The organism is Actinophytocola glycyrrhizae (assembly GCF_042653545.1).
In the GTDB taxonomy this organism is placed as follows: domain Bacteria; phylum Actinomycetota; class Actinomycetes; order Mycobacteriales; family Pseudonocardiaceae; genus Actinophytocola; species Actinophytocola glycyrrhizae.
On the sequence record NZ_JBHSIS010000020.1, the window covers coordinates 592,688 to 606,522 of the forward strand.

At 69.8% G+C, this 13,835-nt stretch carries 14 protein-coding genes; 10 read left to right on the forward strand and 4 right to left on the reverse strand.

All coding sequences use genetic code 11. The annotated features are described in order from the left end of the window. Positions 1–4: 4 nt before the first annotated feature. The 4 genes from ACFPCV_RS30900 (at position 5) to ACFPCV_RS30915 (ending at position 4,210) form a co-directional block, all read left to right on the forward strand. Positions 5–793, forward strand: coding sequence for an alpha/beta fold hydrolase (locus ACFPCV_RS30900; protein ID WP_378060004.1), 789 nt, complete (start codon positions 5–7; stop codon positions 791–793). A gap of 323 nt (positions 794–1,116) precedes the next feature. Further along, positions 1,117–1,896 carry a S1 family peptidase gene (locus ACFPCV_RS30905; RefSeq protein ID WP_378060006.1) on the forward strand — a complete coding sequence of 260 codons (780 nt, stop codon included), beginning with the start codon at positions 1,117–1,119 and terminating at the stop codon, positions 1,894–1,896. 50 nt (positions 1,897–1,946) lie between these two features. Beyond that, the gene (locus ACFPCV_RS30910; RefSeq protein WP_378060007.1) at positions 1,947–2,996 is read left to right on the forward strand and encodes a hypothetical protein; all 1,050 of its coding nucleotides are present in this window, start codon (positions 1,947–1,949) and stop codon (positions 2,994–2,996) included. A 374-nt stretch (positions 2,997–3,370) separates the two neighbouring features. Beyond that, positions 3,371–4,210, forward strand: a complete 840-nt coding sequence (locus ACFPCV_RS30915) for a hypothetical protein (protein WP_378060009.1) — start codon at positions 3,371–3,373, stop codon at positions 4,208–4,210. Between the two features lie 327 nt (positions 4,211–4,537). Here ACFPCV_RS30915 and ACFPCV_RS30920 read toward each other — a convergent pair whose 3' ends face one another. Continuing rightward, positions 4,538–5,161 carry a response regulator gene (locus ACFPCV_RS30920; RefSeq protein WP_378060011.1) on the reverse strand — a complete coding sequence of 208 codons (624 nt, stop codon included), beginning with the start codon at positions 5,159–5,161 and terminating at the stop codon, positions 4,538–4,540. Beyond that, the gene (locus ACFPCV_RS30925) at positions 5,158–6,255 is read right to left on the reverse strand and encodes a sensor histidine kinase (RefSeq protein ID WP_378060012.1); all 1,098 of its coding nucleotides are present in this window, start codon (positions 6,253–6,255) and stop codon (positions 5,158–5,160) included. Before ACFPCV_RS30925 ends, ACFPCV_RS30920 begins: the two co-directional genes overlap by 4 nt. 150 nt (positions 6,256–6,405) lie before the next feature. Here ACFPCV_RS30925 and ACFPCV_RS30930 point away from each other — a divergent pair, with 150 nt between their 5' ends. Further along, the gene (locus tag ACFPCV_RS30930; RefSeq protein WP_378060014.1) at positions 6,406–6,981 is read left to right on the forward strand and encodes a hypothetical protein; all 576 of its coding nucleotides are present in this window, start codon (positions 6,406–6,408) and stop codon (positions 6,979–6,981) included. Positions 6,982–7,004: 23 nt separating this feature from the next. Here ACFPCV_RS30930 and ACFPCV_RS30935 read toward each other — a convergent pair whose 3' ends face one another. Both ACFPCV_RS30935 and ACFPCV_RS30940 read right to left on the reverse strand, forming a co-directional pair. Further along, on the reverse strand, positions 7,005–7,553 hold the full coding sequence (locus ACFPCV_RS30935; protein WP_378060016.1) for a hypothetical protein: 549 nt from the start codon (positions 7,551–7,553) through the stop codon (positions 7,005–7,007). A gap of 42 nt (positions 7,554–7,595) precedes the next feature. Then, complete coding sequence (locus ACFPCV_RS30940) at positions 7,596–7,862, reverse strand: hypothetical protein (protein WP_378060018.1); 267 nt, start codon at positions 7,860–7,862, stop codon at positions 7,596–7,598. 222 nt (positions 7,863–8,084) lie between these two features. Between ACFPCV_RS30940 and ACFPCV_RS30945 the strand changes: the two genes are divergently transcribed. The 5 genes from ACFPCV_RS30945 (at position 8,085) to ACFPCV_RS30965 (ending at position 13,704) form a co-directional block, all read left to right on the forward strand. Beyond that, positions 8,085–9,269, forward strand: coding sequence for an LLM class flavin-dependent oxidoreductase (locus ACFPCV_RS30945; RefSeq protein WP_378060020.1), 1,185 nt, complete (start codon positions 8,085–8,087; stop codon positions 9,267–9,269). A gap of 81 nt (positions 9,270–9,350) precedes the next feature. Next, on the forward strand, positions 9,351–10,754 hold the full coding sequence (locus tag ACFPCV_RS30950) for a hypothetical protein (RefSeq protein ID WP_378060022.1): 1,404 nt from the start codon (positions 9,351–9,353) through the stop codon (positions 10,752–10,754). Between the two features lie 86 nt (positions 10,755–10,840). Further along, positions 10,841–11,191, forward strand: a complete 351-nt coding sequence (locus tag ACFPCV_RS30955) for a hypothetical protein (protein WP_378060024.1) — start codon at positions 10,841–10,843, stop codon at positions 11,189–11,191. 172 nt (positions 11,192–11,363) lie between these two features. Then, complete coding sequence (locus ACFPCV_RS30960) at positions 11,364–11,870, forward strand: PPC domain-containing DNA-binding protein (protein ID WP_378060026.1); 507 nt, start codon at positions 11,364–11,366, stop codon at positions 11,868–11,870. A 46-nt stretch (positions 11,871–11,916) separates the two neighbouring features. Then, complete coding sequence (locus tag ACFPCV_RS30965) at positions 11,917–13,704, forward strand: thiamine pyrophosphate-requiring protein (protein ID WP_378060028.1); 1,788 nt, start codon at positions 11,917–11,919, stop codon at positions 13,702–13,704. Positions 13,705–13,835 lie beyond the last annotated feature (131 nt).

Sequence of the window (13,835 nt, forward strand, 5' to 3'; positions counted from 1 at the left end):
CGACATGAAAGCCGTGTCTCGGGACGGGACCATGATTGCCTACGACCAGGTGGGGACCGGTGTGCCAGTGGTCATCGTCGGCGCCGCCCTGCAGGGGCGCGCCTCCTACCAGCCGCTCGCCGAGGCGCTCGCCGCGCGGTTCACCGTGTTCAACTACGACCGCCGCGGGCGGGGCGATTCCGGTGACACCGCGCCCTACGCGGTGGAGCGGGAGATCGAGGACCTCGCAGCCGTCATCGTGGCCGCCGGCGGGCCCGCCGCCGTGTACGGCCACTCTTCGGGTGCCGGTCTGGTGCTCCACGCCGCGGCGCATGGCCTGCCGATCGACAAGATCGTGTTGCACGAGTTGCCATTCGATCCCGACGAGGACGAGAGCGCGACACGGGAGGAGGCGGCCAGGTACCGGTCGCTGATCGAGGAGAACCGCCCCGGCGACGCGGTCGAGCTGTTCCTCGCTTCGGCCGGCATGCCACCGGAGCTCGTCGCCCACGTTCGGAACGACCCCGCCATGGTGGCGAACGCACCCACCCTTCTGTACGACCCCTTCGAGATCATGAGCACGGACAGCAGAAATGGCCGCACGCCCGCCGAGCAGGCCACCGCGGTGACCACCGAGGCGCTCGTGCTTGCCGGCACCGAGGGTCCGCCGTGGATGGCGGTCACAGCGCGGGAACTCGCCGATGCCCTGCCGCAGGGGCAACTCCGTGTCATGCCAGGGCAGGGGCATGTCGTGCCGCCCGAAGTGCTCGCGCCGGTGCTGATCGAATTCCTCATGGTGAGTCCACGCCGCTGAACCGAACCGTGGCACGGGCCCTGGCTTTGTGCTCTGTCCACGGCGATACCAAACGACCGACCTGAACCAGTTCCCGCCGGCGGATCATGAATTAGGACCGGCGGCGAATCATTTCAGCGGCGGTAGTCATTCTTTTGGCCGCTCCAGGAATCCGCCGAACGCGAACGAGATACGCCAGTCAGTGCTACGAGCCGGTCGTGCCATCTGCCGAATGATGCAATTTCTGACCGGAAGCTTGTGCGCTCCGAGAACGGCGAGCTACTTTCTGTAGTCGGTCCTGCCCCTGTCTTTGGGACCGTCATCCAGGAAAGGAATCGGCAACGATGAGGTTGCGTTCACTGGCTGCTGCCCTGCTCACGGTCACCGCATTCGCTTTCGCCTCGATGGCCGCACCGGCGACGGCCGCCGCGGATACGCCCCCCGACGGGGGCGTGCTGCAACCCAACGTGGTGGGCGGCAGTCCTGCTCCCGCCTACTCGTTCATGGGCTCCCTGCAGACCACCACGGGTGGCCATTTCTGTGGCGCCTCGGTCGTGCACCGGAACTGGGCCGTCACCGCGCGGCACTGCGTGCAGGGCAGCGCGCCCTCGAGCATGCAACTGCGCGTGGGTAGCAGCAACCGGACCTCCGGCGGCGTTGTGGTCGGGGTCACCTCGGTGACCATGCACTCGACCAACGATCTGGCGATGATCGGGCTGACCACGGTCCCGTCCGCCTACTTGCCGATCAGGATCGCGGAGAACTCCGGTCCGGTCGGCACCTTCACCCGGATCATGGGGTGGGGGCAGACCTGCCCGTCACCGGGCGGCTGTGGCGCGCCGATCCAGTTGCAGCAGCTGAACACCTCGATCGTGGCCGACGGTTCCTGCGGCGGGATCCTGGGCGCCACCGAGATCTGCACCAGCAACCCGGGCGGCGTCGCGGGGGCGTGCTATGGCGACTCCGGCGGCCCGCAGGTCAAAACGGTGGGCGCCACGTGGCAGCTCATCGGGGCAACCAGTCGCTCCGGTGGCGGCTCGATGTGCGCGGTGAGCCCGTCGATCTACGTCGACGTGCCCGCGCTGCGTCCGTGGATTCAGGCCGTTACCGGTCTGCCGCTCTGAACGTTCGCCTGTTCGCGTCGAACCCATTTCCAGTGCACGGAAGGAATCCCATGACACGTATTCAACGGCGGCCGCGTCGCACCCGGCCGGGACGGATCTTCGGTCTGACGGTCACCGCGGTGACGGCCCTCGTCGTCTCGTTGCTCTCGACCGCCTCCTCGGCGGTGGCGGCGGCCCCGGGTTTCGGCACCACCGCCGACACCGACGTCTACATCCGGGACTACGTCGGCGATGCCGGTGCCGAACCGCATTCGAACGCGGTGTGGACCAGCCCGGACATCAAGGTGTGCCCGACCACGGTCGAGTGCAGCGAGAGCCAGAACCCCGAGGTCGGCTCGATCAACTACATCTTCGTCAAGCTGCACAACCCCGGGCCCTACGGTTCCGGCGCCGACATCGGCAACCTGGACATCTACCGTTCCTCGCCGGGCGGCGGCACCGGCTGGAGCGCGGACTGGACCAGCATCGGCGGCATCCTCGGTCTCTCGGTCGCCGCGTCGGGCGTCACCACCGCGATGATCCCCTGGCCGGACGTCCCCGGCCCCGGCCACTTCTGCCTGCTGGCGCGCTGGGAGTCGGCCGACGATCCGATGTCGTACGCCGAAGGTCCGAACACCGTGCTCAACACCCAGCAGAACAACAACATCGCCTGGCGCAACGTCGACTCGGTCGACCTGTTCGCGGGCAGGGCCGCGGAGCGGCCGTACGCGCTGGGCAACCCCGGCCGGACGCAGATCGCGACCGACCTGGCGTTCACCGACGTCCGCAACGGCTTCCTCGCCGCGGGTGGCCGGCTCAGCGTCGACCTCGGCCCCGACCTGTACAACCGGTGGCGTGAGGGCGGCGGCCGGGCGACCGGCGTCAAGCAGATCGGCACCTACAGGTTCGAGATCAGCGACTTCCGGCAGGCCAGGTTCTACGGGATCCTGCTCTCACCACGCACGAGACCGGAGCTGAAGCTCCAGTTCAGTCTGGGAGCCGAGGGTCGCAAGGGAACGCACGTGGTCCGCGTGAACCAGTTCGCCCCGCTCGATGATGGCCAGTCGGGCAAGGCGCTGACCGACGTGGGTGGTGTCGAGTACAAGATCACCATTCACTAATTGGTCGCCACCGACCGGGTTGCGCCCGGCCCGTCAGGGTGCAACCCGGTCCAGGCCGCTGTATCCTCCCGCCGATGCCCCGAAAGAGCTTTCGGGGTGTTGTGCGTCCCGAAAGCATCGTTAGAGACAGGGCACCCGCCAGAGCAGCGACTTCCCGGTGCTGTCGGTGACCTTGTCATTTCGCCCGGTCGATGGGTGTTTCATATTTCTGGGGCCGTGATCGCAATGTCGACGGTCACCCTGTGGAACTGTCCGGCGCGATGGGGTGAATGTGCACACCTTTCGTATTGCACGACAATTCCTTCCTGGGCATTCGGCAGTAACGTGCGAAGACGTCCGAGATCGTTCATCGATCACTTCGTAAGGAGACAGCAATGCCCGAATTGGCTGGCCGTCGTGTGTTTTACGCGGCCCTTGCCGTGCCGATCGCCATGGTGATCGCGCCGCTGACCGCGTCCGCGGGGGAGGCGGGCGAGACAGTGGTGACCGAGCAGGCGCAGCCGGGTGCGGTCGCGACGGAGAACGAGACCGCGGTCGCCTCGAACGCCACCGACGTCGGCGGGTTCTCGCCCGGACCCGGCTGGTACGCGTCGGGTGACGTCGTGCACAGCGAGTCCGAGGACACGCAGGTCACCTACGTGGTCAACGGCATCCACGACGACACCGTCATCGGCAACTCGTCCGAGGAGACCACCGTCGTCGAGAACGACGGGTTCTCACCCGGACCGGACTGGTACGTGTCGGATGACGCGGATGTCGTGCACAACGAGTCCGAGGACACGCAGGTCACCTATGTGATCAACGGCATCTACAACGACAGCGTGGTCGGCAACTCGTCCGAGGACACCACGGTTGTCACGTCCGACGATTCCCACGACGGGTTCTCGCCGGGGCCAGGCTGGTACGAGTCGGACGGTGTCGACGTCGTGCACAACGAGTCCGAGGACACGCAGGTCACCTACGTGGTCAACGGCATCCACGACGACACCGTCATCGGCAACTCGTCCGAGGACACGTACGTCAGCGACGGGGTCGACGAGCACATGGCCGTCCACGACGACGATGGCGTCGACCTCGATGTCGGCTTCGACGCCGACGACGCGTTCGACGACGACGACGTCACGGCGGCCTCCTTCGAGGAACTGAGCGCCGGTGCCGGCGCAGACGGCGCGTACGTCCACTCCATCGAGAGCAGCGCGTTCAACCTGGACTGACCCGCACGACACGCTGCCGGCTCCCGCATCCCAGGAGCCGGCAGCCTCTCGTTCCGGCCCGCGCGGCGGGGGCCCTCAACCCCACGCAACGCCGACGTTGGCGCAAGCCCGCCCCGATCCCCGATCGGGCTTCGCCAGGTCGACGGGAATGCCCTGAAAGGCGCGTTCAGGGCGCTGGGCGCCCTGAACGGCCCATTGACGGCACTTTGTTGTGCCGCGAACTCGCCGGTCCAGCCCCGCCGGGCGCCCGCAGGGGGTGTGAGTGTCGTGCCTGATGACGGGTTCGTACGCCATGCCACTTCACATGATCTTCACGGAATCAATCGGCTAGATCACGCCGTGGTCGCGGGCGTAGAGCGCGGCCTGGGTCCGGTCCCGGAGCCCGAGGCGGCCGAGGATGCGGGAGATGTGGTTCTTCACGGTGCCCTCGCTGAGGTGGAGGCGCGTGGCGATCTCCCGGTTCGTGGCACCCATCGCGATGAGCCGGAGCACCGAGGTCTCCCGGTCGGTCAGCGCGCCCGCGGTGCGGATGGTCAGTGCGGCCGCCACGTGTTTCGCCGCCGTGTGGTCGAGTTGCGTGACGCCGGCGTGTGCGAGCCGCACCGCCTCGGCGAGTTCGGCGGCGGGCAGATCCTTCAGCAGGTAACCGGCCGCGCCCGCGCGGAGCGCCTGGACGACGTACTCCTCGTCGTCGAACGTCGTCAGCATGACGATCCGGCAGTCCGGTGCCCGGGTCGCGAGGACGGCGGCCGCCTCCACACCGTCCATTCCGGGCATCCGGACATCCATCAGCGCCACGTCCGGGGCGAGGGCCAGCACCTGCTCGACCGCCTCCCGGCCGTCGGCCGCGGTGCCGACCACCTCGACGCCGGGCTGGATGCCCAGGAGCGACGCGATGCCCTCCCGCACCAGCCGCTGGTCGTCGACCACCAGCACCCGGACCGGGGTCACGACCCCACCACCGCCCTGCGCGCCGGGATCGTCACCGTGACCCGCGTGCCCGCCCCCGGTGCACTGTCCACCTTGCACACACCCTCGACCAGCGCGACTCGTTCCCGCAGCCCCGGCAACCCGAACCCGGTGCTGTTCGCGGACGGGTCGAAGCCGAGGCCGTCGTCCCTGACGACCAGGCGGGTGCCGGTCGCGTCGAAGGTCACCGACACCGTCACCTCGTTCGCCCTGCCGTGCCGGCGGGCGTTGGTGACCGCCTCCTGCGCGGCCCGGTGCAGTGTGGTCACAGTGGCCTGGTCGAGGTCGCGCTCGTCGCCTTCGATGCACACCGTGACCCGGTCGTCCGGTCCGGCCAGTTCGGTGAGCGCCGTCCGCAGGGACACCGGGCCGGCGCGCAGGGCGCCGACCGAGGTGCGGACGTCCCGCAGCGCACGCTGGGCCGAGTCGCGGGCGTCGGCGAGTGCCTGTTCCGCGGCCGCCGGGTCGCGTTCCCGGAACGCCGACGCCTTCTCCAGCTGGATGGCGATCGCGGTGAGGTGGTGGCCGAGGCTGTCGTGGATGTCGCGGGCCATCCGGTTGCGTTCGGTGGCCGCGGACAGGTCCGCGATCCGGGCCGTCGCGCGTCGTTCGCGGGTCGCGACCTCGGCCATCGCGACCGCGAGCACGAGTCCCATGCCGAACATCAGCAGGTCCGACAGGTACGTCGCGTCCCGGTACCAGCCGGGCACCCACACCACGTAGCCCGCGACGAGCAGCCCCAGGCACAGTGCGCCGAGGACCAGGCCCGCGGCCCGCCCGAACGTCAGGTACGCCGTGAACGGCACCAGCACGAACAACGCCCGCGACAGGCCGGACTCGTCCAGCGCGGCGACCGCGAAGAACAACGCCAGCCGCGCCACGAGGAACACGGCAGGCGCCCGGTCGAGGCGCCGCTCCGCCACGTCGAGCGCGGCCAGCGCCGCCATGCCCGCCACGAAACCGCCCAGCCGCGCCGGGTTGCCGCCGCCGAGCCCGGCCAGCGGGTAGTAGAGGCCGGCCAGCAGCACGATCCCGTAGACCGCGCCGGAGATCCAGCCGACCCGGAATCCAGTCACGTGAGGAGGCTACGTCGCGGCCCGGGCCGCTGTCATGAGCCGGAGGGCACATGACTTCCGGCCGGCCGGTCCTGGCCGCGCGGCACTTCCGCCCACCCGGCCGCCGTTCGTAACGTGCCCGCCGAACCTGTTGTCTCCCAAGGAGTTCTCATGATCCCATCGACGATGACCCGGTTCGCCGCGTGGAGCGGTGTGCTCGCGGGACTGTGCATCGGCCTGCCCGGCGTGGTGGAGGTGTTCACGGGCGAGACCGCGCTGACAAGCCTCGTGCTCGGTGTGGCGCCCGCACTGGCGGTCCCGCTGCTCGTGGTGCTCCACCTGCGGCAAAGCGACACGGCGGGCCGGCTCGGCGCCGTCGGCTACGCCATGAACATCATCGGTCTCGGCCTGTTCGGCGGGGCGGGGTTCAGCCTCAACGTGGTGCTGTTCCACCTCGACACGCCGGTCGTCAAGGAACTGCTCAGCGGTCCGCCCCGGTTCGCGTTGCTTGGCAGCGCGGTGGTCTTCGCCGCCGGCACGATCCTGTTCGGGATCGCCATGGCGCGGGCGGGAGTCCACCCTCGGGTCCCCGCGGTGGCGTACGCGGTGGCGCTGCCGGTGCTCGCGCTCGCCGCACCGCTGCCGGACTCGCCGTTCATCAGCGCCATCCACGGCGTGGCGGGTGCTGCGGTGGCGTGGCTCGCGGTCTCGCTCGGCGCCCGGGTGCCCGCCCTTTCCGGAAGATGAGTCCCCACGATGCCAGGCGGTGGTCAGGCTGGGGCTGGGCACCGCGGGTCTTCGTCGCTCCCGTGCGCGAGCAGGTCCGCGACGCCCAGCCCGGTGACTACGGTCGCGCTCTTCTCCGCGTCGAGGAAACGCAGGCCCATGAAGTTGTCGCCGACGGTGAAGCCCGGCAGCGCCCACACGTGCTCGTACGGAATCGCCACCGGGCGGTAGGCGCGGAAGGTGTAGACGTTGCGCCACAGGCAGCGGGCCGGGTCCGGGTTCCACAACCGGCGGGCCAGCTCGTCGTTGCGCAGGCGGCAGCCGACCGCCCCGACCGCGCGCACGTGCTTCTGCCCGGTGAGGAGTACGACGTCGCCCGTGTCGAGGACGTCCATCCTCCTGTCGTGCTGCGCGGTCGCACCCCAGAAGCGGGCCTGTCCGTCCGGGTGCACGGCGACCAGTTCGGCACGCTCCGCCGCGCTCAGCGCCTCGGTGTACGGCGGCCGCAGGAACGGCACCGGCCGGTCCAGCGTCTCCGCCCAGTGCCGCCGCGCCTCCTTCGTGCCGTACGACGGCTGGATGATCACCCGCATGGCCACGGCTGCCCGCTTCGTGCCCCGCCGAAACCGGCACTGTCAGGGAAGGGCGGCTCGGCGGCACGCCTCGCGGCCGATGTCGTCCGGCACCCCGGCGATGCGCAACGAGCCCTCGCAGATCACCTGGTCTCCCTGTGCGCCGAAGTTGCAGCCGATGTCCACGATCTTGCCGCTGTAGCCCTGGAAGGCAAGGTAGAACGAGCAGTCGAGCTGGTCGGCAGCGGCCGGTGTGTGCCCGGCCACCGCCGACGCGACCGACAGTCCGGCGGCCAGCGCGGCACCTGTGACGATCCGACGAATCCGCATGGTTCGAGCCTCGCAAAGTTGGTGGATGGTCAGCAGGACATGGGCGCCTTCCGAGTATCGCGCCGAAAGCGGGCGTCACCATCCGCTGAGCGGTCCAAGGGAGGGCATGACAAACGCACGGACGCCGGTGCGGCCCGGGTGACCGGCCCGGCACTGCGTGTAACGGAAGGGCCGGTTCGGGAGAAACCAGTCGTGGTGCCACAGCGACGAGAGGTTGTGCCGGTGAAGATCGACCTGTTCAACGAGATCCAGAATCCGCGACCCTGGCCCGCCGGTCACGAGCAGCAGCGGTTCCGGAAGGCCATCGAGCAGGCGAAGCTGGCCGACGAGCTGGGGTACGGCTGCTGGTGGCAGGTCGAGCACCACGGGGCCGGCGAGTTCAGCCTGTCCTCGGCTCCGGAGCTGCTGCTCGCGGCGATCTCCCAGCACACCAGCCGGATCCGGCTCGGGCACGCGGCCGTGCTCGCCCCCGGCCGGTTCAACCACCCGATCCGGATCGCGGAGCGGGCCGCCACGCTCGACCACCTCAGTGGCGGTCGCGTCGAGCTGGGGATGACGCGGTCGACCATCCCCGAGTGGCGGCTGTTCGGGATCGACCCGGAGCAGGCCCGCGCGCAGACCCGGCAGGCGTTCGAGATGGTGCCCGGGATGTGGACGTCGGACCGGTTCTCCTACCACAGCGACCCCTACCGGATCGACGACGTCTCGGTCGTCCCCAAGCCGCTCCAGCAACCGCATCCGCCGCTGTGGCAGGCCGCGGCCAGCCCTTCCTCGTTCGAGGACGCCGGGCGCCGCGGGGTCGGGGTGCTGGGCACCACGCTGTGGGAGCCGCTCGAGCGGGTCGGCAGGATGATCGGGCTGTACCGGGCCGCGGCAACCGCGTGCACCGAGCCGGTCGGGTCGTTCGTGAACGACCAGGTCGCCTACTTCACGTTCGTGCACTGTGCCGAGACCGACGAGCAGGCCATGCGCAACGGCGCCGCTGCGGCCGCGGCCTGGTACACGGTCACCGCGCTGACGTTCTTCGAGGCCGCGACCGAGTTCGCCGCCACCATGCGGCGCCACCAGGACCTGCTCGGCGCGCCCGGCGGCGGCGGTCTGACCGGCCGGTTCCTGCGCGGCGAGGCCGGCAACGCGCCGACGGACGCCCAGTTGCTGATCGGCAGGGTGCTGCAGGGCGAGGAGGTGCCCGACGACGAACTCTTCACCGTCCTGGCCGCCCAGCAGTCGCTGATCGTCGGCAGCCCCGACACCTGCCGCGAGAAGCTGCGTGCCTATGCCGACCTCGGCATCGACCGCCTCATGTGCCTGCAGCAGATCGGCAGCATCCCCGACGACGCGGTGACCACCAGCATCCGCCTGATCGGCGACCTCATCCCCGAGTTCGACCGGGCACCGGCCGCCTGACCGCGCATCCGGTCGTACCGTTCATCATCGGATCCGACTAACGTAGGCAGGATCCGTCCGGGTACGACGTCGGGGGTCGCGGTGAAGAACGTGCGGGGGCTGCTCGCCACGCTGTTGCTGGTGCTCGCTTCGGTGACCTGGCCGGGCACCGGCCACGCGGCGGCGCAGACGTGGACCCTGACCACGGTGCAGCGGCAGGCCTACCTGTCCCACTACGCCCCGGTGATCCTCAAGCGCGGAGACGAGAACAACGGCCGGGAGGGCAGCGACTGGCTGACCAACTACGACTTCGACCGCGACGGCGACTTCAGTGACAACCGGGTGAACTGGCGCACCGTCGGCCGGTTCGCGACGGCGGGAGCCAACCCCCACTGGCGGATCCGGCCCACCCTCTACACGGGCCTGATCGAGTACACGGAGAACAGGGTGAAGAACCTCGTCCTGCTGTACCACGTGTACAACGCGGCCGACAAGGACTTCGCCGAGATCCACGACTGGGAGCGCATCGAGATCGTCCTGCGTGGCGTCACCGGCACACCCGGGGCAGGGGAGACCGTCGGTCACGTGACCGTCACCAGCCACAAGGACCACGTCATGCGGCGCGGCACCGACAGCGCCGTGAAGTTCATGCCCACCGCGACCGGCAGGCACCTGCTGCTGTGGCAGGCCGACGGCAGCAACTTCGACCTGCCCAGCATCAACCCGCACGGCCACGAGCTGCGCTTCGCCACGACCTCGTGGACCACCATCGCCGCGCGGATGCAGAGCACGAGCACGGCCGAGGTCGACATCAACAACGACAACGAGAAGAACGTGCACTACGCGTTCGTGCCGGAGGACTCGGCCGCCGCGGTCGCGACCTGGCACGCTCAGCCGGTGACCGCGGCGACGGCGAACGCGCTGGCGAGCAAGGTCGACAACGGCACGGCCGTGCCGTGGCGGGCGACCAAGCGCATCACCTACGAGCTGCAGGACCTCGCCGACGTCGTGCCGACCCACTGGCAGCACGCGAGCTGGCGGACGCACTGGCTCGCCGGCAAGTCGAGCGACGTGCTGCTGGAAAGCCCGGTGACCGGGGAGACCGGTGCCGTGGAGGTCAGCGCCGGCCTCCAGCGCTTCTACACGGCGTCCCGGGACAGCGGCGCGTCCGACCTCACCGACGGCCGCGAGGGCATCCTGTCCAAGAACTGGTTCTACGGCGCCTACTCCGGCGAGGAGAACGCCGACGAGATCTCCGGTTCCGACGACTTCGGCGGCTACGAGGGCCTGGGCCTCGACAGCGCGGGCCGCAGCCGCGGCGCCGCCAGCGGGGACCCGGCCTCGCACGGCGCCTACTGGCGCCAGCACGACTTCTTCGTCCACACCGGCGCCGTCGACAGCGCCGACCGCCGGGAGTCCGGCACCTGGCTCACGGGCGACTGGTACACCCCCGCGCGTGGTGGCTTCGACGGCCGCTGGACCCAGCTCTTCGCCGACCGGCCCTGACCACGGAGAGTCCACACAGGACGTTCCGGTCCCGCGGCCACGGCATCCGGCGTGCGGGGTCGGCCGAACGTGGGAGGCTGACGGATATGAAGTTCTTCTTGCCCGTGACGTCCGAGGATGTGTACGAGCAGCGGTACGCGGATCTGGCCCGGTTCGCAGGAGCGTCCGTGCCGGTGCCGGAAGCCCGGTTGTGGGCGGTCCAGTGGGAGCACGGCGGTGAGGTGTGGGAAGCCACTGTCGGTGAGCTGCTCGTCCGCGTCAGGCCGACACCGAGGGTGCAGGACAGCGCGGCGGTCATGGCGATCTTCCCCGGCAACCCGTACCTGATAGTGACGTCCGCGCAGCCGCTCACCTCGCTGCGCAGCAGCTGGAACAACCCGATCAGCGCCGGCGTGCCCCCACAGGTCAGGAAGAGGGTCCCCTTCGACCTCCCATGAGGCGGTCGACCTGCCCGGACTGCCATCACTGACGACAGCCCCTTCCGCCGCCAGTGGCCTGTGGATGGACATGTCGGTTTCGTCATGCGCCGACGCCCGTGTTTTGCCCGGCTTGGTCTGGGCATGCCGTCGGGGTGCGTCGAGAGGTTCCGCTACGAGGGGGTGGTCTGCCATGCCAGAGCTCGTGATTCTCAACCCGGACCAACCGAGGACTTTCGCGCTCGTGCTCGGCGAGGGCGAGTCGGTGACCGACGCGCTGGACGCGTTCGCCGCCGCTCAGCGGGTGACCGCGGCCGCGGTGACGGCCATCGGCGGGTTCAGTGCCGCCACCCTCGGCTTCTTCGACCTCGCGGAGCGGACGTATGCGGAGATTCCGGTGCGGGAGCAGGCCGAGGTGCTGTCCCTGGTCGGCGACATCGGCCGCCACGACGACGGCCGGGTGGCGCTGCACGCGCACGCCGTCCTCGGCCTGCGCGACGGCAGCACCCGAGGCGGGCACCTGCTGGCCGCGACGGTGCGCCCCACGCTCGAGGTGATGGTCACCGAATCCCCTGGCGAGCTGCGCAGGCGGTACCGGGAGGACCTCGGCCTCGCGCTCATCGACCCGGGGGAAAGCCGGGCGCCGCGCACCCCCGGGTTCACCCCCGACGACCCGCTGCGGCACGGCCTCGCGCCGTGACCCCCGCCCCAGGTCCATCAGCCCAGTCAGCAGCAAGGAGGCAGACATGACGGAGACTGTCGGCGACTACCTCGTTAGCCGGCTCCGGGACTGGAACGTCCACCAGGTGTTCGGTTACCCCGGTGACGGCATCAACGGCATCGTGGCCGCGCTGGGCCGCGCGGACAACGTGCCCCGGTTCGTCCAGTCCCGCCACGAGGAGATGTCGGCCTTCGAGGCGGTCGGCTACGCGAAGTTCGCCGGCACGGTCGGCGTGTGCCTCGCGACCTCGGGCCCCGGCGCGATCCACCTGCTGAACGGGCTGTACGACGCGAAGCTCGACCACGTGCCGGTGGTGGCGATCGTCGGCCAGACGGCGCGCAGCGCGATGGGCGGCAGCTACCAGCAGGAGGTCGACCTGCAGACGCTGTTCAAGGACGTGGCGAGCGAGTACCTGGTCGAGGTGAACGTCGCCGAGCAGTTGCCCAACGCCCTGGACCGGGCCATCCGCACCGCGGAGGCCGAGCGGGCGCCGACCGCCCTCATCATCCCGGCGGACCTGCAGGAGGAGGAGTACACGCCACCGCAGCACGAGTTCAAGCAGGTGCCCTCCAGCAGGCCGAGCCGGGTGCTGGCCACCACCGTGCCGGACGAGGATGAGATCCGGCGGGCGGCCGAGGTGCTCAACGCCGGTGAGAAGGTCGCGATCCTCGTGGGGCAGGGCGCTCGGGGCGCGGCCGACGAGGTGCGGCAGGTGGCCGAGCTGAACGGAGCCGGGGTGGCGAAGGCGTTGCTGGGCAAGGACGTCCTGCCCGACGACCTGCCGTGGGTGACGGGCGCGATCGGGCTGCTGGGCACCAGGCCGAGCTATGAGTTGATGCGGGACTGCGACACCCTGCTCATCGTCGGGTCGAACTTCCCGTACACCCAGTTCATGCCGGAGTTCGGGCAGGCCAAGGGCATCCAGATCGACATCGACGGCGGCATGATCGGCATGCGGTACCCGACCGAGGTGAACCTCGTCGGCGACGCGGCCCAGACCCTCCGCGCCCTGGTGCCGATGCTCACCCGCAAGGACGACCGGTCCTGGCGGGAGACGGTCGAGGACAACGTGGCCTCGTGGTGGGAGACCATGGAGCGGCAGTCGATGCTCGACGCCAAGCCGGTCAACCCCATGCGGGTGGTCTGGGAGCTGTCCTCGCGCATCCCCGAGGACGCGATCGTCACCGCCGACTCCGGTTCCTCCACGAACTGGTACGCCCGGTTGTTGAAGATGCGCGGCCGCATGCGGGGCTCGCTGTCCGGCACCCTCGCCACCATGGGCCCTGGCGTGCCGTACGCGATCGGGGCCAAGTTCGCCCACCCGGACCGGCCGGTGATCGCCCTCGTCGGGGACGGCTCGATGCAGATGAACGGCCTCGCCGAGCTGATCACCATCGCCAAGTACCGCGAGCTGTGGTCGGACCCGCGCTGCGTGATCTGCGTGTTCCACAACAACGACCTGAACCAGGTCACGTGGGAGCTGCGAGCCATGGGTGGCGCCCCGAAGTTCGAGGAGTCCCAGGTCATCCCGGACATCGACTACGCGAGCCTGGCCAGGGGACTGGGGCTGGCCGCGGAGAACGTCGACACCCCGGAGGAGATCGGGCCCGCGTGGGACCGGGCCCTGAGCGCCGACCGGCCGGTCCTGATCGACGTGCGCTGCGACCCCGAGGTGCCGCCGATCCCGCCGCACGCCACCTTCGAGCAGGCCAAGTCGGCCGCGGAAGCGGTGGTCAGGGGCGACCCGAACGCGTGGCACCTGGTGGTGCAGGGCGCCAGGACCAAGGCACAGGAGTTCCTGCCCGGCCGGTGAGCAGCCCAAAGGTACGGAGACATGGGCCCCGGACCCGCGGCGGGCCGGACCGATGCCATGAAAGGCGGGTGGATTCACTCGGTCGTTGCAACACCCTCTGTGAGCTGGGAGTTTGTGATGGCTGCTGGGTT